Origin of the sequence: Pseudoxanthomonas broegbernensis, assembly GCF_014202435.1 — a bacterium.
GTDB lineage: Bacteria > Pseudomonadota > Gammaproteobacteria > Xanthomonadales > Xanthomonadaceae > Pseudoxanthomonas > Pseudoxanthomonas broegbernensis.
Genome location: NZ_JACHGU010000002.1, coordinates 275516 through 300173, shown reverse-complemented (window position 1 = coordinate 300173; position 24658 = coordinate 275516). Strand labels below are relative to the sequence as shown.

The 24658-nt window shown below is 71.7% G+C and carries 21 protein-coding genes; 11 read left to right on the top strand and 10 right to left on the bottom strand.

The features are described 5' to 3' along the window. Positions 1-120: 120 nt before the first annotated feature. A complete protein-coding gene (locus HNR76_RS04900) occupies positions 121-1623 on the bottom strand; it encodes an aldehyde dehydrogenase (RefSeq protein WP_162311703.1) in 1503 nt (500 codons plus the stop codon). 313 nt (positions 1624-1936) lie between these two features. Between HNR76_RS04900 and aptA the strand changes: the two genes are divergently transcribed. The 5 genes from aptA to HNR76_RS04875 all read left to right on the top strand — a co-directional run bounded on the left by aptA (position 1937) and on the right by HNR76_RS04875 (position 7702). Beyond that, on the top strand, positions 1937-3310 hold the full coding sequence (gene aptA / locus HNR76_RS04895; protein ID WP_162311704.1) for an omega-aminotransferase AptA: 1374 nt from the start codon (positions 1937-1939) through the stop codon (positions 3308-3310). A 260-nt stretch (positions 3311-3570) separates the two neighbouring features. Continuing rightward, a complete protein-coding gene (gene ald, locus HNR76_RS04890) occupies positions 3571-4689 on the top strand; it encodes an alanine dehydrogenase (protein WP_162311705.1) in 1119 nt (372 codons plus the stop codon). Between the two features lie 273 nt (positions 4690-4962). After that, positions 4963-6240, top strand: a complete 1278-nt coding sequence (locus HNR76_RS04885) for a DUF445 domain-containing protein (protein WP_183982122.1) — start codon at positions 4963-4965, stop codon at positions 6238-6240. A 204-nt stretch (positions 6241-6444) separates the two neighbouring features. Then, complete coding sequence (locus HNR76_RS04880) at positions 6445-6813, top strand: response regulator (protein WP_162311706.1); 369 nt, start codon at positions 6445-6447, stop codon at positions 6811-6813. 40 nt (positions 6814-6853) lie between these two features. Beyond that, a complete protein-coding gene (locus tag HNR76_RS04875) occupies positions 6854-7702 on the top strand; it encodes a cyclic di-GMP-binding domain-containing protein, MshE-related (protein WP_162311707.1) in 849 nt (282 codons plus the stop codon). Between the two features lie 114 nt (positions 7703-7816). Here the strand turns inward: HNR76_RS04875 and rsfS are convergent, their stop codons facing one another. The 5 genes from rsfS to leuS all read right to left on the bottom strand — a co-directional run bounded on the left by rsfS (position 7817) and on the right by leuS (position 13756). After that, the gene (gene rsfS / locus HNR76_RS04870) at positions 7817-8209 is read right to left on the bottom strand and encodes a ribosome silencing factor (protein ID WP_162311708.1); all 393 of its coding nucleotides are present in this window, start codon (positions 8207-8209) and stop codon (positions 7817-7819) included. An 89-nt stretch (positions 8210-8298) separates the two neighbouring features. Next, positions 8299-8940, bottom strand: a complete 642-nt coding sequence (gene nadD / locus HNR76_RS04865; RefSeq protein WP_162311789.1) for a nicotinate-nucleotide adenylyltransferase — start codon at positions 8938-8940, stop codon at positions 8299-8301. A 17-nt stretch (positions 8941-8957) separates the two neighbouring features. Next, complete coding sequence (holA, locus tag HNR76_RS04860) at positions 8958-10001, bottom strand: DNA polymerase III subunit delta (RefSeq protein ID WP_162311709.1); 1044 nt, start codon at positions 9999-10001, stop codon at positions 8958-8960. 37 nt (positions 10002-10038) lie between these two features. Further along, the gene (locus HNR76_RS04855) at positions 10039-10608 is read right to left on the bottom strand and encodes an LPS-assembly lipoprotein LptE (protein ID WP_162311710.1); all 570 of its coding nucleotides are present in this window, start codon (positions 10606-10608) and stop codon (positions 10039-10041) included. 499 nt (positions 10609-11107) lie between these two features. Further along, positions 11108-13756, bottom strand: a complete 2649-nt coding sequence (leuS, locus tag HNR76_RS04850; RefSeq protein ID WP_162311711.1) for a leucine--tRNA ligase — start codon at positions 13754-13756, stop codon at positions 11108-11110. A 227-nt stretch (positions 13757-13983) separates the two neighbouring features. On the opposite strand from leuS, the gene HNR76_RS04845 reads away from it, so the two are divergent. Then, on the top strand, positions 13984-14235 hold the full coding sequence (locus tag HNR76_RS04845; RefSeq protein WP_162311712.1) for a SemiSWEET transporter: 252 nt from the start codon (positions 13984-13986) through the stop codon (positions 14233-14235). Here HNR76_RS04845 and HNR76_RS04840 read toward each other — a convergent pair. The 4 genes from HNR76_RS04840 to HNR76_RS04825 all read right to left on the bottom strand — a co-directional run bounded on the left by HNR76_RS04840 (position 14216) and on the right by HNR76_RS04825 (position 20489). Then, positions 14216-14830, bottom strand: coding sequence for a DUF998 domain-containing protein (locus tag HNR76_RS04840; RefSeq protein WP_162311713.1), 615 nt, complete (start codon positions 14828-14830; stop codon positions 14216-14218). The genes HNR76_RS04845 and HNR76_RS04840 overlap by 20 nt on opposite strands. A 105-nt stretch (positions 14831-14935) precedes the next feature. Beyond that, complete coding sequence (locus HNR76_RS04835) at positions 14936-15754, bottom strand: OmpA family protein (protein WP_162311714.1); 819 nt, start codon at positions 15752-15754, stop codon at positions 14936-14938. A gap of 68 nt (positions 15755-15822) precedes the next feature. Then, positions 15823-19260, bottom strand: coding sequence for a YadA family autotransporter adhesin (locus HNR76_RS15565; protein WP_281383370.1), 3438 nt, complete (start codon positions 19258-19260; stop codon positions 15823-15825). Positions 19261-19478: 218 nt separating this feature from the next. After that, positions 19479-20489 (bottom strand): AraC family transcriptional regulator, encoded by a 1011-nt coding sequence (locus tag HNR76_RS04825; protein ID WP_425501816.1) that lies wholly within the window; start codon positions 20487-20489, stop codon positions 19479-19481. A gap of 455 nt (positions 20490-20944) precedes the next feature. Here HNR76_RS04825 and HNR76_RS04820 point away from each other — a divergent pair, with 455 nt between their 5' ends. The 5 genes from HNR76_RS04820 to HNR76_RS04800 all read left to right on the top strand — a co-directional run bounded on the left by HNR76_RS04820 (position 20945) and on the right by HNR76_RS04800 (position 24642). Beyond that, a complete protein-coding gene (locus tag HNR76_RS04820) occupies positions 20945-21133 on the top strand; it encodes a Flp family type IVb pilin (protein ID WP_162311715.1) in 189 nt (62 codons plus the stop codon). Positions 21134-21205: 72 nt separating this feature from the next. After that, positions 21206-21730 carry an A24 family peptidase gene (locus HNR76_RS04815; protein WP_162311716.1) on the top strand — a complete coding sequence of 175 codons (525 nt, stop codon included), beginning with the start codon at positions 21206-21208 and terminating at the stop codon, positions 21728-21730. Next, positions 21723-22238, top strand: a complete 516-nt coding sequence (locus HNR76_RS04810) for a TadE/TadG family type IV pilus assembly protein (RefSeq protein WP_162311717.1) — start codon at positions 21723-21725, stop codon at positions 22236-22238. Before HNR76_RS04815 ends, HNR76_RS04810 begins: the two co-directional genes overlap by 8 nt. Positions 22239-22268: 30 nt before the next feature. Further along, positions 22269-23318, top strand: coding sequence for a Flp pilus assembly protein CpaB (cpaB, locus tag HNR76_RS04805; RefSeq protein WP_162311718.1), 1050 nt, complete (start codon positions 22269-22271; stop codon positions 23316-23318). 16 nt (positions 23319-23334) lie between these two features. After that, a complete protein-coding gene (locus HNR76_RS04800) occupies positions 23335-24642 on the top strand; it encodes a type II and III secretion system protein family protein (protein ID WP_162311719.1) in 1308 nt (435 codons plus the stop codon). Positions 24643-24658 lie beyond the last annotated feature (16 nt).

Below are 24658 nucleotides of genomic sequence, written 5' to 3'. Positions count from 1 at the left end.
CGGCGTCATGCGGCGGCCTTGCCTGTTGCCACCGCCTTGTCCGGTCCAGCACGGCACCCGTACCGCCATAACGGCTTCAAGCCGGTTGGCCGGCCTGGCCCGCTCCGACTGCCCCTTCGTTCAATCCCCCAGGTCGATCCACGTCGCCTTGATCTCCGTGTACTTGTCGAACGCATGCAGCGATTTGTCGCGCCCGTTCCCGGATTGCTTGTAGCCGCCGAACGGCGCCGTCATGTCGCCGCCGTCCCAATGGTTCACCCAGACACTGCCGGCACGCAGGCCGCGCGCCACGCGGTGGGCGCGCGACAGGTTCGCGGTCCACACGCCGGCGGCCAGGCCGTACTGGGTGTCGTTGGCGATGCGCAGGGCCTGGGCCTCGTCGTCGAACGGGATCACCGCCAGGACGGGGCCGAATATCTCCTCGCGGGCGATGGTGTGCTCGGGACGCACCTCGTCGAACACGGTCGGCTGCACGTAGCTGCCGCCGGCCACCGGTTCGGCGCGTTCGCCGCCCAGGGCGAGCCTGGCGCCTTCGGCCCGGCCCTTGCCGATGTAGTCCAGCACGCGCGCGGCCTGCCCCTCGTCCACCAGCGCGCCCATGGGGGCGCCGGGTTCCAGCGGGTGGCGCGGCTGCATCTTCTTGCCTGCCTCGACCACGCGGGCGAGGAACGCGTCCTTGATGCCGCGCTCCACCAGCAGGCGCGAGGCGGCGGTGCACACCTCGCCCTGGTTGTAGAAGACGCCCAGGGCCGCGGCCTGCGCGGCCTTGTCCAGGTCCGGGGCGTCGGCGAAGACGATGTTCGGGCTCTTGCCGCCGCACTCCAGGTACACGCGCTTCATGTTCGACTCGCCGGCGCAGCGCAGCAGGCGCTTGCCCACCGCCGTGGAGCCGGTGAACACCAGCCCGTCCACGTCCATGTGCAGGGCCAGCGGTTGGCCGGCAGCCTGCCCGGTGCCGGGCACCACGTTGAACACGCCCTCGGGGATGCCGGCCTCGGCCGCCAGTTCGGCCAGGCGCAGCGCGCTCAGCGGCGATTTCTCGGACGGCTTCAGCACCACCGAGTTGCCGGTGGCCAGCGCCGGCGCCAGCTTCCAGGCAGCCATCAGCAGCGGGAAGTTCCACGGCACGATGGCGCCCACCACGCCCAGCGGCTCGCGGGTGACCAGGCCCAGTTCGCCCGGCCCGGTCGGCGCGATCTCGCCGTACACCTTGTCCAGCGCCTCGGCGGTCCAGGCGAAGCAGCGGATGGCGGCGGCGATGTCGACGTTGCGGGCGTCGTCGATGGGCTTGCCCATGTCCAGCGTTTCCAGCAGGGCCAGCTCGTCGGCATGCTTCTCGATCAGCGACGCGAGTGTCTGCAGGGTCCTCTTGCGCCTGGCGGGCCTGGCCTGCGACCAGGCGCCGGCCTCGAAGCTGCGCCGGGCCGCGCGCACCGCACGGTCGATGTCCGTCGCGCCGCAGGCGGCCACCCGCCCCAGCACGCGCCCGTCGATGGGGCTGATGCAATCGAAGGTGGCGCCGTCGACGGCGTGCGCGTAGCGGCCATCGATGAAGGCGTGGGTGCGCAGGTCCAGGCGGCCGGCCATGGCCTGCCAGTCGGCGCGGGTGCGGGGTGCGGACATCGGGGCCTCCAGGGCGGCGGTGGATGGAAGGCAGCGCGCGGGCGCCGTGCGCGCCGCCGCGCTCAAAAAGTGGCCGGCGGCGGGCGGCATGCCAGCTCGCGCTGGCTCAGGCCGCGGGCCGTGCGTACCCGCTGCAGGCACCAATGTCCATCCCGTGGTTCCGCTCCGCCACCGGCCGGTGGCCCGGCGTGTTGCCGGATACTTTACATGCGCGTCCAAGAGGGTCAATTTCCGGCTTGGACTCGGACGGATCGTTGAATTTATCGAACGATTGGCATTCCGCGTACCCGCCCGCCCCACCGGAGCCTCCCGCATGAAACGCCACTCCGACGCCGACCGGGCCGCCCTGGGCGAGCACTATGCCGCGCAGAACCTCTCCGCGCCGGCGGCCATGGACGCGTTCTGGATGCCGTTCACCGCCAACCGTCGGTTCCGCGACACCCCGCGCCTGCTCGCCAGCGCCGAAGGCATGTACTACCGCGATGTGGAGGGCCGGCAGATCCTCGACGGCACCGCCGGCCTGTGGTGCTGCAACGCCGGCCATGCGCGGCCGCGGATCGTGGAGGCGGTGGCGCGGCAGGTGGCCACGCTCGATTTCGCGCCCAACTTCCAGATGGGCTCGCCGCTGCCCTTCGTGCTGGCGCAGCGGCTGAAGGCGATCGCGCCGCGGCCGCTGGACCACGTGTTCTTCACCAACTCCGGTTCCGAGGCTGTGGACACCGCGCTGAAGATCGCGCTGGCCTACCACCGCGCCCGCGGGCAGGGCCAGCGCACGCGTTTGATCGGCCGCGAGAAGGCCTACCACGGGGTCGGCTTCGGCGGCATCTCGGTGGGCGGGCTGGCAAACAACCGCAAGTGGTTCGGCCCCGGCCTGCCCGGCGTGGACCACCTGCGCCACACTCTGGACATCGGGCGCAACGCGTTTTCGCGCGGCCTGCCGGCGCACGGCGTCGAACTGGCGGAAGACCTGGAACGGCTGGTGCAACTGCACGATGCCAGCACCATCGCCGCGGTCCTCATCGAGCCCATCTCCGGCTCGGCCGGGGTGATCCTGCCGCCGCCGGGCTACCTGCAGCGCATCCGCGACATCTGCGACCGGCACGGCATCGTGCTGATCTTCGACGAGGTGATCACCGGCTTCGGCCGTGTCGGCGAGCCGTTCGCCGCGCAGCGCTTCGGCGTGGTCCCGGACATGATGGCCACGGCCAAGGGGTTGACCTCCGGCTGCGTGCCGATGGGCGCGGTGTTCGCCTCGGAGGACATCCACCAGGCCTTCATGCAGGGCCCGGACGATGCCATCGACCTGTTCCACGGCTACACCTACACCGGGCACCCGCTGGCCTGCGCCGCCGCGCTGGCGGCGCTGGACACCTACGAGGAGGAAGGCCTGCTCACCCGCGCCCGCAAGCTGGAAGGCCATTGGGAGGATGGACTGCACGCGCTGCGCGGCATGCCGAACGTGGTGGACATCCGCAACTTCGGCCTGGTCGGCGCGGTGGAACTGGCCCCGCGCGAAGGAGCGCCGGGCGCGCGCGGCTACCAGGTGCTGGACCTGGCGTTCCGCAAGGGCCTGCTGGTGCGGGCGACCGGCGACACGGTGGCGCTGTCGCCCCCGTTGATCGTGGAGGAAGGCCACATCGACCGGATGTTCGCAATCCTGGGCGAGGTGCTGGCGGAGCTGCCCTGAGCCGCGCGCTCCTTCCGCTGTCCTGCCCACCCTCTCGTTCGCCTCCTGCGGCAGCCGGCGCCAGTCGGCGACAGGGCCCGGCCACCGGGGATGGCTGGCATGGCGGTCGCCGGGCATACCCGGCTCCTACCGGGACCGGATGCGGGACCGCCCGCGCGGCGGCGGCGGCGAAAGCGATACGATTGAACGGGTAGCCGGCGCGGATGGCCTTGTGGACGTCCGCAGGCGCGCGACGGCCCCCGCAACCCACGGAGATCCCCATGCTGGTCGGCGTACCCAAGGAAACCAAGGACCACGAATACCGCGTCGGCCTCACCCCCGCCGGCGCGCGCGAGTTGTCCGCGCGCGGCCACCAGGTGCTGGTGGAGCGCGGCGCCGGCGCCGGCATCTGTGTCGCCGACGAAGCCTACGAGGCGGCCGGCGCGCAGATCGTGGACAGCGCCGCCGAGGTCTACGCCCGCGCCGGCCTGGTGGTCAAGGTCAAGGAGCCGCAGGCCGGGGAATGCGCGATGCTGCGCCCCGGCCAGGTGCTGTACGCCTACCTGCACCTGGCACCCGATCCAGAACTGGCGCAGGCGCTGCTGGCCTCCGGGGCCACGGCCATCGCCTACGAGACCGTCACCGACGACCATGGCGGCCTGCCGCTGCTGGCGCCGATGAGCGAGGTCGCCGGGCGCATGGCGATCCAGGCCGGTGCGCATGCGCTGGAGAAGATCCAGGGCGGGGCCGGCATCCTGCTCGGCGGCGTGCCGGGCGTGGCGCCGGGCGAGGTGATGATCATCGGCGCGGGCACCGTGGGCCTCAATGCGGCGCGCATGGCCATCGGCCTGGGCGCGCGGGTGGTCCTGCTGGACCGCTCGCTGGAACGGCTGAAACAGGCCGACGCGCTGTTCGGCGGGCGCGTGTCCACGCTCTACTCCACCCGCGACGCCATCGACCAGCGCCTGCCCCGCACCGACCTGGTGGTGGGCGCGGCGCTGATCCCCGGCGCGGCGGCGCCGAAGCTGATCTCGCACGCGCAGCTCAAGCTGATGCGCACCGGCTCGGTGCTGGTGGACGTGGCCATCGACCAGGGCGGCTGCTTCGAGACCAGCCGGCCAACCACGCACCAGCAGCCCACCTACGAGGTGGACGGGATCGTCCACTATTGCGTGGCCAACATGCCCGCCGGCGTGGCCCGCACCTCCACCTTCGCCCTGGCCAACGCCACCCTGCCGCACGCGCTGGCGCTGGCCGACAAGGGCGCGATACAGGCGCTGGCCGACGATGCGAACCTGCGCAACGGCCTCAACGTGCATGCCGGCAAGCTCACCCATCGCGCCGTGGCCGACGCGCTGGGCCTGCCCTACACGCCCGCGGCCGAGGCGCTGGCGCAGTAGCCCGCGCGGCGTTTCCGGCGGGAGGCCGGACGCCGGGCCGGCATGGCCCTCGTTCGATCATCCAAGGCGGGCACGAACCCGGCGCTTCTCCCGGCGCATCCGGCGAGGCAGGCCGGACGCCGCGCGGCAATGCGGGCGCCGGTTCCACGGCGCCGCCCTGCGCCGGCGATGCGGCCTGCACGCGACGGCGGCTACACTGCGCCGCATCGCCGCCGGCCAGCGCCTTGCAGGACATCGGCCACGCGGCGCGTACCGCTCTTCCACAGGACCGGCATGAGCAGCGAGGATCCGCGCCCGGCGCAGTTGCGCCGCCTGAAGGCCATCGCCGTGGCGATGCTGCTGGCGATGGTGGCCGGCTTCGTGCTCGCCCACCTGATGGGCAACCAGGGCGCGTGGGCCTGGGTGGCGGCGTTCTGCGAGGCGGCCACGGTCGGCGCGCTGGCGGACTGGTTCGCGGTGGTCGCGCTGTTCCGCCGGCCGCTGGGCCTGCCCATCCCGCACACGGCGGTCATCCCGCGCGGCAAGGCGCGCATCGCCGACAGCCTGGCCGCGTTCGTGCGCGACCATTTCCTGGAGCCGCGCGCGCTGCTGGCGCGGCTGGAGGTGTTCGACCCGGCGGCCAGGCTGGGCCAGTGGCTGGCGCGTCCGGAGCAGTCGCAACGGCTGGCGCGGATGGCGCGCGGATGGGCGTTGCAGGCGCTGGACCTGCTGGACGAGCGCGCGGTGCGCCAGAGCATCCAGGAGTTCGTGCTGGCGCGCCTGGATGCGTGGGATGCGGCCGCCAGCGCCGGCGACGTGCTCGGCCTGCTCACCGCCGACGGCCGCCATCAGGCGCTGCTGGACGAGGCCCTGCGCCGCCTGGGCCGCCACCTGGACGACGCAGGGGTCAAGCGCCGCACCGCGGAGCTGCTGGTCAAGCACGCGCGCCGGGAATGGCCGCGGCTGGTCGGTACCGTGGACTGGGTCAAACCGGTGGAAGGCATCGCCGACGGCCTGGCCGAGCGCATCGCCCACGCCCTGCTGGAGGAACTCAACGAGATCCTGCAGCAACCGGAGCATCCGCTGCGCCGCGACTACGAGCGCTGGCTGCAGGACTACATCGCCCGGCTGCGCCACGACCCGGCGCTGGCGGCGAAGGCCGAGGCGATCAAGCAGGACCTGATCGACCACCCGGGCGTGCAGGAATACGTGCGTGGCCTGTGGGACCGCATCCACACCGCCCTGCGCCGCGACCTCGAAAGCGAGGACGGCGTGCTGGCCGGCCACGTGGAGCGCTCGCTGGCCGGCCTGGGGCAGGCGCTGGGCCGCGACGAGGCGCTGCGCGAGGCGATCAACCAGCACGTGCTCGGCGGCGCGGAGAAGCTGGCCCTGCGCCTGCGCGGCGGGGTGACCGACCACATCGCCCAGACCGTGAAGGGCTGGGACGAGCGCCACCTGGTGCGCGAGCTGGAGCTGGGCGTGGGCCGCGACCTGCAATACATCCGCTACAACGGCACCGTGGTCGGCGGGCTGATCGGCCTGGCACTGCATGCGCTGATCGTCCTGCTGTAGCCGACAAAACCGATACGCGCTGGAAAACACGACTCGATCCATGCCGGCGTGTGGGCATGTGTCGTGGGAGCCGACGCCAGCCGGCGACCGGCCGGGCACCGGCATGCGGCGGCGCAGCATCGATTCCCCTCAAGCGCGCGCTGCCGCGGCCGCTAAACCGGACAGGGCCCCTGCGGCCCGTCATTCGACCCGGGAGAAACACCGATGACCGCACGACCCACCGTGCTGCTGTGCGACGACTCGCGCGCGCTGCGCATGCTCGCGGCCGGCCAGTTGGAGGAAGCCGGGTTCCAGGTGGTGGGCGAGGCCGGCAACGGCCTGGAGGCGGTGGGCCAGTACCGCGCGCTCAAGCCCGACCTGGTGCTGCTGGACCTGGTGATGCCCGAGTGCGACGGCCGCCAGGCCCTGGCCAAGATCCTGGAAGTGGACCCGGACGCGCGCGTGGTTATCCTCAGCTCGCTGGGCGCGCAGAGCGACATCGAGGAATGCCTGCGCATGGGCGCGCGCTCCTATCTGCAGAAACCCATCGATCCGGAGGCGATGGAACGCGTACTGCACCAAGTGCTCGCCTGACCGGCGACTCCACGTCCGACCTATCCGCAGAGGGCACGAGATGGCAGTCAAATTCCTGGGCCAGTTCCTGATGGAGCGCGGCGTCATCACGCCGCCGCAGTTGCTGGCCGCGATCCAGGCGCAGCGCGCCTCTAACCCGTTGCTGGGCGAGCTGGCCGTGCGCCAGGGCCTGCTGAGCGCGGCGCAGGCGCGCCGCATCAACGAGCGCCAGCGCGTGGAGGACCGCCGCTTCGGTGACATCGCGCAGGAAATGGGGCTGCTGGACGCCGGGCAACTGGAATCGCTGCTGGCCGCGCAGAAGGCCGGGCGCAAGCTGTTCGGCCAGGTCCTGGTGGAACAAGGCGTGATCGACGCGCAGCGGCTGGAGGCGGAACTGGCCGCGCACCGCGCCGGCCAGGACGCGGCCCAGCATGCGCTCGCCGTCGGCGTGGCCGACCATGCGCTGGCCGAGTTCGCCGAGGGCACCATCGCCCTGTGCGGGCGCCTGTTCCCGCGCATGCTCGACAGCCAGTGCCAGGCCGCCGGGCTGCTTGGCCCCGGCGAACTGGATGCCTACCCGCACGTGGCGCACGTTCGCGTGGAAGGCGAGCGCTCGCTGTCCATCGGCCTGGCCTGCGACCTGGAGACGATGCGCGCGCTGACCTGCGCCCTGCTCAAGATCGGCCCGGAGCGCTGCGACAATGCGCTGGCGCTGGACGGGCTGGGCGAGGTGGTCAACGTGCTGATGGGCTATGCAGTGCGCAACGTGCTGCCGGACGAGGTGTCCTACCACGCGTTCCCGCCCGACAACTCCGTCTCCGCCGCGCAACTGGCCGCCGACCGCGACCGCAGCCTGGCCCTGCTGATGAACTCGCAACTGGGAGCATTCGTGCTGCTGGTCGGCGCCTGAGCGGCGCCGCTTCACGGCGCCGGGCAGCGCGATGGCGGCATCACCGGTGGACCGGCGCGAAGCCGGGGCCTCGCCGGCGCAACGCGCCGGGAACCGGGCAGGCAGGCGCGGCGCTCAGGCGTCGGCGTCGGGCTGGTCGCCCACCGTCCACAGCCGCTCCAGGGCGTAGAACTCCCGCACCCGCGGCAGCATGACGTGCACGATCACGTCGCCCAGGTCGACCAGCACCCACTCCGCCTCGCGCTCGCCCTCCACGCCCAGCGGCATCGCGCCCAGGCTCTTGGCGAACCGGACCACCTCGTCGGCGATGGACTTCACGTGGCGGGTGGAGGTGCCCGAGGCGATCACCAGGTGGTCGGCCACGCTGGTCTTGCCGCGCACGTCGATCTCGACGACATCCTTGGCCTTGATCTCCTCCACCGCGTTGCGGACGGCGCCCAGCAGCGCTTCCACGGGCGGCGGCGGTTCGGGGAGGCGGGTCTTGATGACGTGGGCTTGGCTGCTCAAATGGGAGGCTCGGGAGTTTCGGGAAGGTCGAGTGGCCGGCGCATGGGTCCGGCGGAGCGATTATACCGGGGCGCCTGCATGGGCCGCGTTCATGAAGCCCGGTACAGGCCGTGGGCGCGGATCCACCCGGCCACGGCCGCGGGCATCTGCGCCGGCCATGCCGGGTCGTCCGCAGCGATGGCCCGGCGCACCGCGGTGGCCGATTCCCCGCGCAAGGGCTGGCGCAGCCGGAACACGCGGCCGGCCGCGGACGCGGCCAGGTCGGCGGGCGCCTGCGCCCAGCGCCCTTCGAACTCGGCCGCCAGCACGGGCGGCAGATTGTCCAGGCCGCCCGCGCTGCGCTCGGCCACGATGAAATGGGCCAGCGCCGGCAAGCGCCGCCAATCCCGCCAGGTGGGCAGCGAGCGGAAGCTGTCGGCGCCCAGCAGCAACGCCAGCGGCACGTCGCCGCCGCGCTCGGCGCGCAGCTCGCGCAGGGTGTCCACGGTCCAGGAAGGCCCCGGGCGCCGCAGTTCGCGCCGGTCCACCCGCAATCGCGCATCGCCGGCCACGGCCAGGTCGAGCATGCGCGCGCGCGGCTCCGCGGCCGCGCCGGTGGCGGCGCGATGCGGCGGGTCGGCCGCCGGCGCCAGGGTCACCGGCACGCCGAAGGCATCCGCCGCGGCGCGGGCGATGGCCAGGTGGCCGTTGTGGACCGGGTCGAACGTGCCGCCGTACCAGATCGCCAGCATGCCGGCATCGGTGCGGGTCAACGGCCGGTCCCGACCAGCAGCCGGGTGGCCGGCGGCTCGGCGATGGCCAGCAGCAGGCGCTCCAGCAGTTGCCAGGCGTCACCCGGCCCGCGGCCCTTGGCCGCGCGGTCGATGCGCGAGGCGTAGGCGGCGAAGCGGTTCCAGCGCAGCGGCGCGGCATGCCGCTGCAGGGCGCGCTTGAACGGCGCCTGGCGCGCCTCCCACAGGCCCTGCGACTTCATCTCCGCGGCCAGGTTGGCGCCGCGCGCCTGGGCGCGGGCCAGGGCGGCGGTGCGCAGCAGCTCGCGGATCACCATCGGCATCAGCCCGGCCACCTGCTCGCCCTCGGCGCGCAGGCCGGCGAGCATGCGCCGCACCTGCGCGGCATGGCCGGAGAGGGACGATTCGAGCAGGCGGAACACGTCGTAGCGCGCCGCGTCGGCGACCAGCGACTCCATCGTCGCCAGGTCCAGCACGCCTTCCGGCGCCAGCAGCGCCAGCTTGTCGATCTCCTGCGCGGCGGCCAGCAGGTTGCCCTCCACGCGCTCGGCCAGACCCTGCACCGCGTCGGGCGCGGCGCGCAGGCCGCGCTCGCGCAGGCGCCGGTCGATCCAGCCCGGCAGTTCGTGCGGCTTCAGCGCCCAGGCGATGGACACCACCCCGCGGCGCGAGACCGCATCGACCCACTTGCCGCTGTGGTGGGCCTTGCTCCATTCGTCGGCGACGATCATCAGGTGGGTGTCCGGCGGCGGGTCGGCGCAGAACCCGGCGATCACCTCGGCACCGACCTTGCCCGGCTTGCCCGACGGCAGGCGCACTTCCAGCAGGCGGCGCGAGGCGAACAGGCCCGGCGCGGCGAAGCTGGCCGACAGCGCGTCCCAGTCGATGTCGCGCCCGTCCAGCTCGAACACCTCGCGCTCGGCGCCATCGGCGCGGGCGCGGGCGCGCACCGCGTCGGCCGCTTCCAGCACGTGCAGGGTTTCCGGGCCGGCGACCAGGTAGGCCGGCTGCAGCGGCTGCTTGCCGGCCTGCGCGACCAGTTGCTCGGGCCGCAGCTCCATCAGCGCGCGCCCGCGGTGCCGGAACCGTGCGGCACGGTCATTGCGCGGCGGGCGGCGGCACGGCCGCCTCGCCATGGGGCCGGGCCAGGTCGGCGCGGACCACGCTGTCGATCCGGCGCAGGATCGAGGCGGCCATCTCCCGGCGCAGCTCGTCGGCCAGGATCTCGCGCTCGGTGCTGGTGCCGGTGACGTCCTCCGGCGGGGAGACGTAGTCGCGCGACAGTTCCACCGACTGTTGCGGCACCAGCTCGGCGCCATCGGCCATGCGGAAGGAGAAGATGGTGGCGTAGCGCAGGCTGAACTCCTGGGCGCGGCCGCGCTCGTCGATGGCGATGGGCAGGTCGCCCCAGCGCTCGGACACGATCTCCAGCCGCGCCACCTCGCCGCCGGCGGCCTGCGCCCCGGCCACGCTGGCCCCGGCATTGCGCAGGTTGCGCTCCAGGATGGTGACCAGCTCGCTATAGGGCGTGTTGGAGATCACCCGCACCGGCGGCGTGTCGCTGGGCAGGGCCAGGCGTTCGCGCAGGTGGAAGCCGCAGCCGGCCAGGGCCAGCGTTGCGACCAGGACGATCAGGAGCCGGGAAGGCGTGGACACGGTTGGGATCATGGGGGAAGTCTGGACGAGCCGGCCGGGAGCGGCAACAGGCACGCAGCGTGCCCGACAGCGCGTGAACGCGGGTTGAGAAAGACGGATGGCCGCAACTGGGAATCTTGGCCGCGGCGTTCCTGCACGATGCCTGCCGCCGCTCATGTCCCCCGGCTCCGGCCTGCGGCCGCAGCCTCCTCCTTTACTTCCCGTCGGCTGGCATCGCACCGGAACGCTTCGGGCCTGGCAAGGCCAGCTCCTGCAGGGAAGCGCAACCACCGGAGCCGTCCAGCCCCCGAGTCGAGGCGATTCGCGCGTCAGCGCGAATGGGGGTGGAAGTCACGGAGTCGGGACCCGAGGTTCCGCCAGGAACCTTGGGGCGTGGGCGGCGATCGCCGCCCACGCACTCCTCCGAGTCGGGGGCGGTTCGCGCGCAGCGCGAATGGGGGTTGGAAGCCCAAGGCGTGGGGCCCTAAGTTCCGCAAGCGGAACTTAGGGGGGTTGATCCGCCTGCGGCGGATCAACCCGCGACGATGTTGACGATCTTCCCCGGCACCACGATCACCTTGCGCGGGGTGAGGCCCTCCAGGTACTTGGCCGCGTTCGGTTCGGCCCTGGCCAGTTCCTCGATCCGGTCGCGCGGCGTGTCGGCGGCGACCTCGATGGTGCCGCGCAGCTTGCCGTTGACCTGCACCGCCAGCACCAGCGCCTCGCGCACCAGGGCGTCCGGGGCGACCCGCGGGAACGGCACGTCCTCCAGCAGCGCCTCGGGATGGCCCAGGGCCTGCCACAGCGCATGGCAGGCATGCGGGGTGATCGGATTGAGCAGCAGCACCGCCGCCTCCAGCGCTTCCTGGCGCACGGCACGGCCCTGCGCGCTGGCGTCGTCGAACTTGGCCACCGCGTTCATCAGCTCCATCACCGAAGCGATGGCGGTGTTGAAGCTGTGCCGGCGCCCGTAGTCGTCGCCGACCTTCTCGATGGTCTCGTGGGTCTTGCGGCGCAGGGTCTTCTGCGCCGCGTCCAGCGCGGTCGCGTCCAGCCCGGGCGCGGCGCCCTCGGCGGCATGCTTCTGCACCTGGGTCCACAGCCGCCGCAGGAAGCGGGCCATGCCGTCGACGCCGGCCTCGTTCCATTCCAGCGACTGCTCCGGCGGAGCGGCGAACATGGAGAACAGGCGCACGGTGTCGGCGCCGTACTTGTCCACCATCGCCTGCGGGTCCACGCCGTTGTTCTTGGACTTGGACATCTTCTCCACCGGGCCGGTCTTCACCGGCTGGCCGTCGGCATGCAGGGTGGCGCCAGTGATGCGGCCCTTGTCGTCGCGCCGCACGTCCACGTCGGCCGGGTTGATCCAGTCCTTGGAACCGTCGGCGTTGTCGCGGTAGTAGGTCTCGGCGATGACCATGCCCTGGGTGAGCAGGTTGGTCGCCGGCTCGTCGCTGTCCACCATGCGCGCGTCGCGCAGCAGCTTGTGGTAGAAGCGGAAGTACATCAGGTGCAGGATCGCGTGCTCGATGCCGCCGATGTACTGGTCCACCGGCAGCCAGTAGTTGCCGCGCTTGTCCACCATCTCGCGCGCCTTGGGCGAGGTGTAGCGCGCGTAGTACCAGCTCGATTCCATGAAGGTGTCGAAGGTGTCGGTCTCGCGCTCGGCCGGCCCGCCGCAGTCCGGGCAGGTGGTCGTGCGCCACGCCGGATCGTTCTTGATCGGGGAGCCCGTCCCGCTGAAGGCCACGTCCTCGGGCAGCACCACCGGCAACTGGTCCTCCGGCACCGGCACCGCGCCGCACGCCTGGCAGTAGATCACCGGGATCGGGCAGCCCCAGTAGCGCTGGCGGCTCACGCCCCAGTCGCGCAGGCGGTAGTTCACCCGGCGCTGGCCCTGGCCCTTGCGCTCGAAGCGCTCGGCCAGCGCCTCGAAGGCCCCGCGGTAGTCCAGCCCGTCGAACTCGCCGGAGTTGACCAGTTCCAGCTCGCGCGCCTTGTCGCCGTACCAGTCGCGCCAGGCGGCGGGGTCGTAGGTCCGCTCGTCCTCGTTCTTCGGGTCCTTCAGCGCGATCACCTGCATCACCGGCAGGCCGTACTTGTGAGCGAACTCGAAGTCGCGCTGGTCGTGGCCGGGCACGGCCATCACCGCGCCGGTGCCGTAGCCCATCAGCACGAAGTTGGCCACCCATACCGGCACCTGCTCGCCGGTCACTGGGTGCACGGCCTTCAGGCCGGTATCCATGCCGCGCTTTTCCTGGGTCTCCAGCTCGGCCTCGGACACGCTGCCGTGCTTGAGTTCCTCCAGGAACGCGGCCAGCGCCGGGTTGGACGCGGCGGCCTTCAGCGCCAGCGGATGCTCGCCGGCGATGGAGACGAAGGTCACGCCCATCAGCGTATCCGGGCGGGTGGTGAACACGTGCAGCGGCTCGGGCGCGGTGCCGGCCGGGTCGACCACGTCGAAGCGGATCTCCAGGCCCTCGGAACGGCCGATCCAGTTGCGCTGCATGGTCTTGACCGCCTCCGGCCAGCCCGGAAGCTGGTCCAGGCCGTCGAGCAGTTCCTGCGCGTAGTCGGTGATGCGCAGGAACCACTGCGGGATCTCGCGCTTCTCCACCAGTGCGCCGGAACGCCAGCCGCGGCCGTCGATCACCTGCTCGTTGGCCAGCACGGTCTGGTCGACCGGGTCCCAGTTGACCACCGCGTTCTTGCGGTAGGCCAGGCCCTTGCGCATCAGCCGGGTGAACATGCGCTGCTCGTGGACGTAGTAGTCCGGGGTGCAGGTGGCGAACTCGCGCGACCAGTCGATGGCGTAGCCCAGCGACTTGAGCTGGCTGCGCATGTGGTCGATGTTGGCGTAGGTCCACTTCGCCGGCGCGGTCCTGTTCTTGATCGCCGCGTTCTCCGCCGGCAGACCGAACGCGTCCCAGCCCATCGGCTGCAGCACGTTGTGCCCGGTCATGCGCTTGTAGCGGCTGATCACGTCGCCGATGGTGTAGTTGCGCACGTGGCCCATGTGCAGCGCGCCGGACGGGTACGGCAGCATCGACAGGCAGTAGTACTTGGGCTTGTCGGAGGCTTCGCCCACCTCGAAGGCGCGGGTGTCGTCCCAGAACTTCTGGGCGGCGGACTCGACCGGCCGGGGGTCGTAGGCGGAGGCGTTTTCGGGGACGGCGGACATTGCGGTTGGCGACTGCTGCGGCAAAGTCGACAAGGGTACCGCAGCGCAGCATCCCGCTCCACTTGACGGCGGCCGGCCTCGACGGCGGCGGTTGCCGGCTACCATCCCCGATTCCCCGCCCGGCGGGCGATCCGGCGGCAACGCCACCCCAGGAAGGCAAGGACCATGAGCCGATACGACTCCCCTCACAGGCGTCCACCGCCCCCGCGCACCCGCGCCGGCGCGCCATGAGCGCCGAATGGGTGGGCTACGTGGCGGCGACCCTGACCACGGCCGCGTTCGTCCCGCAGGCGCTCAAGACCCTGCGCAGCCGCGACACGCGCGCGATCTCGCTGGGGATGTACGTGGTGTTCACCGTGGGGCTGTGCTTCTGGCTGGCCTACGGGATCGTGCTGGGCTCCTGGCCGATGATCCTGTCCAACGTGATCACCCTGGGGCTGGCGCTGGTGATCCTGGCGCTCAAGCTGCGCCACGGCTGACGGCGCGCCCGGCCGCGGCCGCGCATACGCCCCAGGCCAGCCAGGCGGCAAAGGCCGCGCGCTGCACCAGCGCCGCGCCGATCCAACCGCTGGCGAAGAAACCGCACCCGACCACCGCCAGCGCGGCGAGCAGGCTGGTGACGCAGAAGCGGTGCCAGCCCGGCTGCCGCCACAGGCCGCGGGCCAGCAGCGCGGCGCCGGCCGGGAACGCCAGCGCCCACAGCAGCCACGCGGCGGCGTGGTAGCGGCTGCGGCCGGCGTCCATGCCCTCGATGTCCAGCGGCAGCGCGCCCTGGGCGGCGAACGCCAGCGCGGCCAGCAGCAGCAACTGCGCACCGATGCGCGCCAGCCACGACGCGAGCGGCGGCAGCCGCGTGCGCAACTCCACGGCCACCCAGGCACCGGCCAGCCCGGGCAGGGCGAAGGCGAACACGCCGAAGGCCACCGGGTGCGGGGCCTGCACCGCGCCCAGCAGCGCCAGCGGGTGGCGCAGGTGCGAATAGCCTTCCACCGCCACTGCGCCCAGCGCGGCGGCGGCCAGGAAGGACAGCGGCGCGAGCGCGGCGGCGATGCGCGATGCCATGCCGGTGGACATGCCTGCTCCCTGAACCGGTGGATGCCGCGACCGATTCCGCGCAGCGTGGCTGCATGATCCCCCAGCCCTGCCCGGCGCAGCAACGCCGGGCACCGGGCACCGGCCTCAATTCATCGCCACGCCGCTGATCTCGACCCGGCGGTTCGGCGCCAGGCAGTCGACCAGGCGCCCGGCCGGCACGTCCTTGCATTCGACCAGCGGCTCCGCCTTGCCGTGCCCCTCGGCGGTGATCGAGGTGACCGGCACCCCGCGCTCGACGAGGTACTGCCGTACCGCCAGCGCGCGCCGGTGCGACAGGTCGAGGTTGTAGGCATCGCCGCCGATGCGGTCGGCATGCCCGGCCACCACGATCTGCCCCACCTGGGCCGCGCCCTGGATCTGGTGCAGCAACGCATCCAGGTCCGTCCGGCCGCGCGCACTGAGTTCGGCGCTGTCGAACGCGAACAGCGCATCGGCCGACAGCCGCAGCGTCTGGCGCGGCGGCGGCGGTGGCGCAGGCGCGGCCGCCGTGGGCGCCGGCAACGGGTCGGTCAGGCCCCTGCAGGCCTCCGGTTTCCAGTGGTAGCCGGTCGCGCGCTGTTCGCGGTCGAAATCGACCCTTAGCTGGCAGGTGAAATGCTCCTGGCCCGCGGCGCTGCGGCGGAAATTGAACAGGTAGTTCCACTGCCGCACGCCCCACATGCCCTCGCCGAAGTGGGGCGTGCCCAGCAATCCGTACAACTGGCGCTTGCTCATGCCGGGCGCGGCCTGGCGCAGGTCGTCCAGGTTCACGTACAGGCCCTCGCGTGGCCTGGCGCGTGCGGGATCGGGAAACGCGTCCTCCCACATGCCCGCTTCCGCGCTCCCGCCCGAGGTGCTGCAGCCGGCCAGCGCCAGCGCTGCGCCGGCGATCAAGCCGAATGTCATCGTCCGAATGATGTTCATGGTCGTCCCCTTCGTCTGTCGATTGGGCCGGCCGTGGCCGCGCATGGCGGCCACGGCCGGCCAGCGCGTCACCACTGGATGCCGGCGCCGATCGAAACGCCGCCGTCGCCGCGCGTGTTGGTCGAACCGCTGAACTTGTAGATCCAGCGCCCGCCCTCGGTGACGCCGGAAATGCCCACGGCCATGCCCGACTCGCCGTTGAAGGTGCCGGCGGCGATGGCCGCCATGTTGCGTCCCGCCTCGTAGGGCTGCGGCAGACCGGCGATCGCCATCGCCGAGGCCACGCCGGCCGCGGCCCGGTCGTCGATCCGGCGCAGGTCGCCGTGGACCGTGGAGAACCGCTCGTCGGTATAGGCGCGCGACCAGTCCAGGGTATCGGCCATGCCCTTGTTGAGCTGGTCCAGGTTGACCGCGTCGGTGCCGGCGGTGCCGGCGGCCACGTTGCGTACCCGCACCGGCGCCGCGGCCACGCCCGGCGCGCCCAGGGTGACGCTGGTGTAGTCGGTGCCGCCGTCGGCCGCGGTGTCGTAGCGCAGCGTGCCTTGCTCGGAGGCGCGCAACTGGCGCACGTTCACCGCGTCGGTGGCGGCCGCGCCATCGGCCACATGCACGATCTGCCGTTCCGCGCCCGCGCTGCCGACCGACACGCTGTCGCTGCGGTCGGCCACCGAGCCCGCGCCCAGCGCCACGCTGCGGTCGGCACTGGCGGTGGCGCCGTCGCCGAGCGCCACGCTGCCCGCGCCCGCCGCCGAGGCCTCCGGCCCCACCGCCACGCCTTCGCCGCCCGCGGCGGTGGCGCCGCTCTTGGTCGAGTTCACCGCCAGATAGGGCTGCGAATAGGCGCCGGGGCCGTCGCCCTCCTGGCGTCCGGGGCCCTCCAGGCCGATGAGCCGGTGGATGTTGACCAGGGAGCCGTCCACCGCGGCGAAGGCGGCGGCGACGTCGCCGTACGTGGCCATGGTGACCTTGCCGTCGGCACCGATGTGGCTGATGCGGAAGGCCGGGGCGGTCCAGCCCGCGGCGCCAGGCGCCGCGCCGCCGCCGAAGAACGCGGCCAGGGCCAGGTAGCCCTCGTGGAGCTGGCCGCCGTTGACCGCCTCCCTGCTGCCCGCGGCGATCGCGCCGTCGGCCAGGTTCGCCAGCAGGGTGGCGCCGCTCGCGTCGCCGAGGGTCACGTGCCGGTAGTCGGGCTGGCCGGCCGCATCGGCGTCGTACTTCACCGAGAACAGGTCCACGCCGTTGGCCAGGTTGATGGCGCCCTGCAACTGGGCCACGTTCACCGCATCGGTCGAGGCGCTGCCGGCGGCGACGTGGGTGATCTGGCGCTCGCGGCCGGCCGAGCCGACCGCCACTTCGCCGATCGAGTCCTGCGGCGCGGCCAGGCCGAAGGCGGCATAGCCGTTCCGGCCGCCGCGCGTGGCACTGGAGTTGTAGCCCAGCGCCACGCTGTTGGCCTTGTCCGAGGTGGCGCCCGCGCCGATCAGGGTCTGCGCGTTGGCCGAACCGCTGGCGCTGTCGCCGATCACCACCGAATGGCCCAGCCGGGCGTCGTAGTCGGCCGTCGGCACGCCGGTGGGGTTGGCCGGGTCGTTGCCGCCGGCGCCGGGGAACGCCTGTGCGGCGCTTTGCTGCGGCAACTGGTGGCGCGCGCCGGTGCCGATCACCACTTCCTTGGAACCGTTGGCGTAGGCGCCATCGCCGATCAGCACCTGGTAGTTCTGCGCCGCGTTGACCGCCCAGCAGTCCACGTTCACCAGGCCCAGCACGCTGGCGCAGCGCTCCGCCCAGGCCGGCGCGCTGCCGGGCAGCAGCAGGTCGAGCAAGCCGCCCGGGTCGCCGTTGTTGATGCCGGTGATGTAGCTGTCCGAGGTCACCCCGCCGATCAGGGTGAGGTAGGCATTGCCGCCGGTTGCCGCGTTGCCGAGCGCGTCCAGCACCGTGCCCACCGGGGTGAGCTGGACCACCGGCACGCCGGCAACGTCCAGAACGCTATAGCCCTGCTGGAAATTGACGGCACGCACCGCCAGGTCGCCGTTGCGGATGTATCCGTCGCCGCCGAACAGCGCACTGGGGCCGACGCTGTCCAGCAACTGCCCCATCGATCCGGTCAGGCCGCCGGTGCCGATGATCAGGCCCGGGCTGCCCACCGCGGCCGGCACCGCCGGCGCCGCGGCCGGCGCGAGCCCCGGCAGCACTCCGCCGGCGATCCCGCCCAGCACGTCGCCCAGGCCGCCCAGGGCGCCGGTGGCGATGCCGCCCAACCCTCCTACTCCATGGGTCGATCCCACCAATTCCGAAACCGTCCCGGCGGTTCCGCCCACCGCATGCCCGGCCACCGTGGTCACCGTGTCCTTGACCGAGACCACGGCGCCCTGCAGGTCGCCGCCGAGCACCTCACCGACGATGTCCTCCAATCCCGAAGCCAGCCCGCCGGTCGCCCCGGCCACCGTATCGGCCAGCGTCTTCGAACCGGTCAGGCTCCCGATCAAGCCCGCGGCACCCGTACCGGCGTGCTCGACGGTCTGTGCCAGCGCGCCGGTGGCACCGTTCGCCACGTCGCCCAGGCCCGCATGCCCCGCCGCGCCCGCGACCACGCCGCCGACCGTGCCGGCGACCGCCTCCAGCGTCCCGTCCAATGCGGTGCGCGCGCCTTCTGCGCCCTGGCCCGGCCCGCCCGTGACGATACCCACGACGTTCGTGCCCAGGATCTTGCCGACCTGGCCCGGCAGCGCCGCCACGCCGGTGTCCAGCTCCACGTCCAGTTCGGCCACCGCGCGCGCGACCGCCACGTCCAGATCGACATCCAGTGCCACGCCCGCGCCGATGGGCCCCAGGCCCGCGGCGACCTGGGTGGACACCTCCAGGCCACGGTCCAGCGCCACGCCGGCGTCCGCCTCGGCGAACACGAAGCCACCGGCGGCCAGTGCGGCATTGGCCCGCGCACCGTACATCCCGCCATGGTCGTGGTGCGTCACCACCGTCACCTCGGCCTGGATGCCATTCGCCGTGGCGGCATCGCGGGACGACGGCGCCGTCACCCGTTGCAGCGGTACGCCAAGCGCACGGCGCACGGTGGAATCCAGGGCGCCTCCCACCTTCCTGGCGATCGCGTCCTTGGCGCGACCGGCGGCTGCATCCGACCCCAACAACGCCAGCGGGGGAAGAGGAGCGGATGCAGCCGCGACGGTCGAGGCTTCCTGCCTGGACGCACGGGGCGCCGCCGTTCCGGGGGAGGTTCTGGACAGGGTGGCGACCGGCAACGACGCGGCGGACCGCGACGCGCCGGCGCTGTCGACGTACTTGCCGACCAGCACGGCCAGGTCCTCCATGCGCCGGTCCTCGGAAGCCTGCGCGGCTCCCGCCCCGAGCGCGAGTACCAAGGCCATGCACAACGCCGACACCGGCGCGGCGAGCGGACGGTCCGCCGCGCGGACCGCGACCGGGTCGCGGGCCTGCACGGATCCGGGTGCGGCGACATAGGCGCCGAGCGTGCTGCTCCAAGTCATTCGATACATGCTGTTCATGGTGCTTCCCCGCTGGAAAGGACGGTGGCCGTTCCGTTGGAACCGGGAATCGGCCGTGTCTCCATTCCAGCGCGTGCGAGGCCCCGTGCTTGCGCCGATCCGGCATGACGGATTCCGCTTCCGGCAAATGCATGGCCGAATACGGCATGCGCATGGGCGATTCCGGCAAGATCGGCCCTGCGGCCACATGCCGCGCGCGATCAGGCCGTGCCGGAGCCCATCGGCGAACGCATCAGCGTGTCGCGCGGAAGTTCGCCGAAGACACGGCGATAGTTCTCCGCGAACCGGGACAGGTCCCACAGGCCGCAACTCAGGGCGATGGCCTTGACCGAGCGGCGGGTCGAGTTAGCCATCGACAGGCCGCGGCACGCCGCGCACAGGCGCAGCATCGAGAGGTAGCGCTTGGGCGAGGTTCCCAGCAGGTGGTCGAACGCATAGCGAAGCGCGCGTTCGCTGCCGCCCGCCGCCTCGCAGATCTCCTCGATGTAGATGTCGCGGCGCATGTTGGCGCGCATGAAATTCTCCGCACGCTGCAGCATCAGGTAGTAGGCCCGGCGCCCGCGCGAGCAGACCGGTCGGCTGGCCGCCCCCGCGCTCTGCGCCGCCTGCACGTGGATGTCGATCAGGGCATCCACTTCCTCGTCGCCCAGCACGCATTCCTGGCTCGCCAGGCTCTCCCGCAGGTGCCGGTAGCGCGCCACCAGGTGCTGCCCCCAGGAATCGTCGCCGACGACGAATGTCTGCAGGGCATGGCCCGGCATGCCGGCGCCGCGCAGGTTGATCTCGGAAAGCTTTCGCTGCAGCCGGCGCAGCGGCACCAGCATCAGGGTCAGGCAGGCACCGGCGCCGACCGCGATCTCGGTGATGCCCTCGGGAAGCACCGTCACCGCCGAACCCGAAGGCAGCACCGTGCCATGGCACCAGCTTTCCCATGCGCCGGTTTCGTGCACGAAGCCGAGCAGGCCCCAGTCCACGGGCAGCATGAAGCGCCCCCGGAAGCGGAATCCGCATTGCACCGTGCAGAACAGCGCCTCGTCGTGGACCAGGGAATGGATGTCCGCGCGCGGGCCGTTGTCGTCCAACAGGACCATCTCCAGGTCGCAGACCTGCAGCACGCCGCCGAGGCTCACCAGGTCGTAGGCCCGCAGAACCTCGTCGTGCTTACCGAGCGACACCTCATCGACCATGATGCAGTGACGTCCCCATTCCATTGCCCGAACCGGTCCCATGGCGGAAACCGCCCGGGACTCCATTCCCGAAAACACCGCCGCCACTAAATCCAAAGCGCAACGACATTTCCCGCAACCACTTATATACGAATCCTTACGAGAATGGCGATGCACATAAACGGCAAGATGATTCAAGCAACCAATGCACAAACACATCGCCGGGAGTTCAGCCTATCGTTACGGCATTTATCTTGCCGGTTCCGTGCATACTTTCCCTCGCGCACGGCCGAGCATCATTCAATAACCAGCAAGAGCTATCGGAAGCCTAAAAAAAGAATATCCATACCTTGACCCCCATCACAGTTTATGCCCGAGACACTTCATCGCAACATCGATTTACCTGCCTTATGGAATCGCAATATTTTCTCTAAGGCGGTTATAAAACCAATAAAAATCGGCTTCTCAAGTTGAATGGACCAACGACGGGAGTAAATGAAATGAAAAAACACATCGCGCGCTTCCTGCACGAGGAAGACGGAGTCACCGCACTGGAATACGGGCTCCTGGCCGCGGTCATCGCCGGGATTCTGGTCACGGTGGGGCGCACCCAGATCACGAATTTCTTCACCAGCCTGTTCGCGACCCTGGCCTCCCTGGTGACGGAGGCGACCACCCCCCCGTCCTGAGCCGGACCGCACGAGAGAACACCAGGCACGCAGACCGCTCCACGACAGCAGCACCGAGTGCGGAGGCACAGGATGTCGCCCCTCCACCTGATCGCATTGCTACTCGCATTGCACGTCGCCCTGAGCGACCTGCATGCGCGGCGTGTCTCCAACCGGGCACTGCTGGCAGCCCTGAGCGCGGGCGCAATCGCGATGTGCACGCCATGGAGCGGCATGCCGGCCTCGACCGCGGCCTTGAGCGCACTGCTCGGGCTCGCCGTGCTCCTTCCCTTCTATCGACTGGGATGGATGGGCGCCGGCGACGTCAAGTTCTTCGCCACACTGGGATTCCTGCTCGGCTGGCCGTCCCTCCTCCCCATCTGGATCGTCGCCAGCCTGTTGGCCGGTGCCCACGCCGTGGCCGTCCTGGCCACTCGCCGCAACGAGGCGTGGGCACCGGCGCGAGCATTCCAGCGGCGGGGATGGCTGCCCGCCCAGGCGGTGCGCGCAGGCACACGCATGGCATCGCGGGACAGGACCGGGGCGCCGTACGCCACCTTCTTGGCGATAGGCGCGGTCGTGCTGCTGCTGGCGCCGGAGGTATTCCGGCATGGTTGAGCCCACCTCACCGCGCGCATGCCGTGCGGCACGCCGCCGGCGACCGCACGGCGTCGTCACCGTCGAGTTCGCGCTGCTGCTGATGCTCGGCCTGCTGCCGCTGCTGCTGCTCACCTATTCGGGCGTGATGATCCTGGCCGCGCAGCAGTCGCTCTCCCTGGCCTCGGCCGAGGGCGCGCGCGCCGCCGTGATCCACGGCAGCGATGCCGAACGCCGCACCGCCGCCTGCATGGCGGCGACACGCTCGATGCAGTGGCTGCTCGACTTCAGCGGTAACGGCACGGACTGCGCCGCTCCCGACAGCCCGTCCTCCGGCAGCGCGGCGGTGGCCGTCTCCACGCCCGCACCGTGCGCCGGCAACGTGCAGGCGCGTTGCCTCCAGGTCGTCACCCGCTACGACTACGACACGCACCCCTTCATCCCGGGCGTGGGGCGTGTGTACGGGTGGGTGCTGGGCGGAACGATCGCCAGTTCGGCGATCGCCCAGATCGACACCGGCACCGAATAGAGGCAACACGGGGACGTCCAGGGGAGCCGCATGTACAAGGTCATACGCATCGTCGCATTGCTCCTGGTCGCCATGGCCGTCATCCTGGCCGCCACCGCCCTGATGCTGGGCCGGCGCTCGGCGTCCGCACCCGCCGCATCCGCCCCTGCCGCGGCCGCGCCGCCCAGCGCCAAGTCCGCCCACCACGCAATCGCCGCCGCCAAGAACCTGCCCGCGGGCATCGCCCTGGAGCGGGACGACGTCGAGGAAGTCGCCGTTGCCCAGCAGGTCGCCGGCGGTTTCGCCCTGCGGGACGATCTCGTCGGGGCCATACCGCTGGACTCCATCCCCGCGGGAACCCCGCTGTCGCGCGCGCATTTCGCCCACGGCGTGTCGGCCTTGCTGGTCCCCGGCGAGCGGGCGCTGGCCATCCCCGTGGACGAACTGGCCGGCGCCGGCAACCGCATCGTGCCGGGCGACTACGTGGACGTGTTCCTCAGCCTGCGCCCGAACACCACCGGCGGCGAGCGGGCGGCCCCGCAGACGCGTCTGCTGCTGTCGCGCCTGCGGGTACTCGGCTATGGCGCAATGGATCTTGCGGCAGACGCCGGCCAGCCGGCCGAGGCGAGGGCGCCCGCGCCCCACTCCCCCGCCCCCGCGGACCGGCGTGCGCAGGCGATCGCAAGCAGCGGTTCCGGCGCCCCCCCCGAACCGGAGCGCAAGGCCCAGTCGGCTGCGCGGACGGCCCTGCTCGCGGTGCCGGTGGCGCAGGTCAATGCCCTCCTGCTGGGCGCGCAGAACGGCAAGCTGTTCCTGGGCCTGCGCCACCCCGGCGACACCGGAATCGCCGACGCCTCGCTGTTCCCTGCGCCGCGCCCGGTGCTGACGCCGCAGGCCGGGCTCAGTGAGGCGCAACGCAAGGCCGCGCTGGACGCACCGGAGAACCATGCGTTCTCGGGCATCGACCTGCCGGCCCTGTCCGGGCAGGACCAGCAGCGCGCACGACCGACGCCGCCGCCGGCGCGCAGGAACGCCAGCCGCGAGGCGGGCATCGAGATCATCCGCGGCGATGGACGCGGCTCCCATGCCCAGCGACTTTGAATCCGGGACGCCGACGATGCCCAGCCCAGCACGACCTTCCGTCCTCCTGCATCGCCTGGCCGGCCTGCTGCTGGCCCTGGCGACGGCTCCCGTACTCGCGCAGGAAACCCCGATCCTGCTGGCCGAACACGAACAGCGGCCCTGGCAATTGCCCGCCGACCTGGAGCGGATCGCCATCGCCAATCCAGAGGTCGCCGACCTGACCGTGCTGCGCGACCGCCGCCAGGCCCTGCTGGTCGGCAAGACGCCGGGAACGACCACGCTGCTGCTGTGGCATCGCGGGGAGCCCGCTCCGCAACGCTTGCGCGTGGAGGTCCGCAATCCGGTGCAGGCCGGGCTGCTGGCCGGCAGCGGCGCGCAGGTGCTGGCCCAGGGCGACCAGGCACTGGTCGCCGGCAGCCTGCCCACCCTGCTCGACCATGCCCGCGCACGCCAGGCCGCGGCGGCGGCGACCGGCACGGACGGCACCGTGGACGACGTCTCGACGGTCGCGAGCGGCGGCGTGGTCCAGGTCGAGGTCAAGGTGGTGGAGCTGAACAAGACCGTGCTCAAGCAGTTCGGATTGCGCTTCGAGAACACCAACGGAGGATTCACGTACGAGATCGCCTCGCCCGGGACCAGTGGCGGCGGCAACCCCATGTCCTCGGCCTTCGGCCTGGTCGCCACGTCGCTGTTCAAGAACGGAAAGCTGGACTGGCGCGCCAACCTCGACCTGCTGCAGAGCAACGGCATGGCCCGCATCCTGGCCGAGCCGACCCTGGTGGCCCTGTCCGGACAGAGCGCCAGCTTCCTGGCCGGCGGCGAACTGCCGATCCTGGAACCCCAGGGCCTGGGCACCACCACCGTCGCCTTCAAGCCGTTCGGCATCGGCCTGACCGTCACCCCGACGGTATTGGCGCCGGACCGGATCGCGCTCAAGGTCGCGCCCGAGGCGAGCGACCTCGACTACTCCAGCGGCGTGAACTACAACGGCGTGCTGGTGCCCAGCATCTCCACCCGCCGCGCCGACACCACCGTCGAACTCGGCGATGGCGAGAGCTTCATCATCGGCGGCCTGGTCAGCAGCACGCTCAGCTCCAGCGTCGACAAGATCCCGCTGCTGGGCGACCTGCCCATCATCGGCTCGTTCTTCCGCAACCTGGACTACCGCCGGCAGGACAAGGAACTGGTCATCGTGGTCACGCCACGGCTGGTCCGCCCGCTGGCGCGCGATGCTCCCCTGACGCTGCCGGGCGATCGCGAGACCCAGGCCCGCCTGCCGCCCTGGGGGGCCTGGCTGCTGCATCCCGCCGGTGCCGACGCCCTGCCCGGATTCTCACGCTGACCCGGTTCCATCGAGA

What these genes read in the sequence shown, in the direction of transcription:
- HNR76_RS04900 (WP_162311703.1), bottom strand. Translation starts at nt 1,623, where the DNA reads ATGTCCGCACCCCGCACCCGCGCCGACTGGCAGGCCATGGCCGGCCGC.
- aptA (WP_162311704.1), top strand. Translation starts at nt 1,937, where the DNA reads ATGAAACGCCACTCCGACGCCGACCGGGCCGCCCTGGGCGAGCACTAT.
- ald (WP_162311705.1), top strand. Translation starts at nt 3,571, where the DNA reads ATGCTGGTCGGCGTACCCAAGGAAACCAAGGACCACGAATACCGCGTC.
- HNR76_RS04885 (WP_183982122.1), top strand. Translation starts at nt 4,963, where the DNA reads ATGAGCAGCGAGGATCCGCGCCCGGCGCAGTTGCGCCGCCTGAAGGCC.
- HNR76_RS04880 (WP_162311706.1), top strand. Translation starts at nt 6,445, where the DNA reads ATGACCGCACGACCCACCGTGCTGCTGTGCGACGACTCGCGCGCGCTG.
- HNR76_RS04875 (WP_162311707.1), top strand. Translation starts at nt 6,854, where the DNA reads ATGGCAGTCAAATTCCTGGGCCAGTTCCTGATGGAGCGCGGCGTCATC.
- nadD (WP_162311789.1), bottom strand. Translation starts at nt 8,940, where the DNA reads ATGCTGGCGATCTGGTACGGCGGCACGTTCGACCCGGTCCACAACGGC.
- holA (WP_162311709.1), bottom strand. Translation starts at nt 10,001, where the DNA reads ATGGAGCTGCGGCCCGAGCAACTGGTCGCGCAGGCCGGCAAGCAGCCG.
- HNR76_RS04855 (WP_162311710.1), bottom strand. Translation starts at nt 10,608, where the DNA reads ATGATCCCAACCGTGTCCACGCCTTCCCGGCTCCTGATCGTCCTGGTC.
- leuS (WP_162311711.1), bottom strand. Translation starts at nt 13,756, where the DNA reads ATGTCCGCCGTCCCCGAAAACGCCTCCGCCTACGACCCCCGGCCGGTC.
- HNR76_RS04845 (WP_162311712.1), top strand. Translation starts at nt 13,984, where the DNA reads ATGAGCGCCGAATGGGTGGGCTACGTGGCGGCGACCCTGACCACGGCC.
- HNR76_RS04840 (WP_162311713.1), bottom strand. Translation starts at nt 14,830, where the DNA reads ATGTCCACCGGCATGGCATCGCGCATCGCCGCCGCGCTCGCGCCGCTG.
- HNR76_RS04835 (WP_162311714.1), bottom strand. Translation starts at nt 15,754, where the DNA reads ATGAACATCATTCGGACGATGACATTCGGCTTGATCGCCGGCGCAGCG.
- HNR76_RS15565 (WP_281383370.1), bottom strand. Translation starts at nt 19,260, where the DNA reads ATGACTTGGAGCAGCACGCTCGGCGCCTATGTCGCCGCACCCGGATCC.
- HNR76_RS04825 (WP_425501816.1), bottom strand. Translation starts at nt 20,489, where the DNA reads ATGGAATGGGGACGTCACTGCATCATGGTCGATGAGGTGTCGCTCGGT.
- HNR76_RS04820 (WP_162311715.1), top strand. Translation starts at nt 20,945, where the DNA reads ATGAAAAAACACATCGCGCGCTTCCTGCACGAGGAAGACGGAGTCACC.
- HNR76_RS04815 (WP_162311716.1), top strand. Translation starts at nt 21,206, where the DNA reads ATGTCGCCCCTCCACCTGATCGCATTGCTACTCGCATTGCACGTCGCC.
- HNR76_RS04810 (WP_162311717.1), top strand. Translation starts at nt 21,723, where the DNA reads ATGGTTGAGCCCACCTCACCGCGCGCATGCCGTGCGGCACGCCGCCGG.
- cpaB (WP_162311718.1), top strand. Translation starts at nt 22,269, where the DNA reads ATGTACAAGGTCATACGCATCGTCGCATTGCTCCTGGTCGCCATGGCC.
- HNR76_RS04800 (WP_162311719.1), top strand. Translation starts at nt 23,335, where the DNA reads ATGCCCAGCCCAGCACGACCTTCCGTCCTCCTGCATCGCCTGGCCGGC.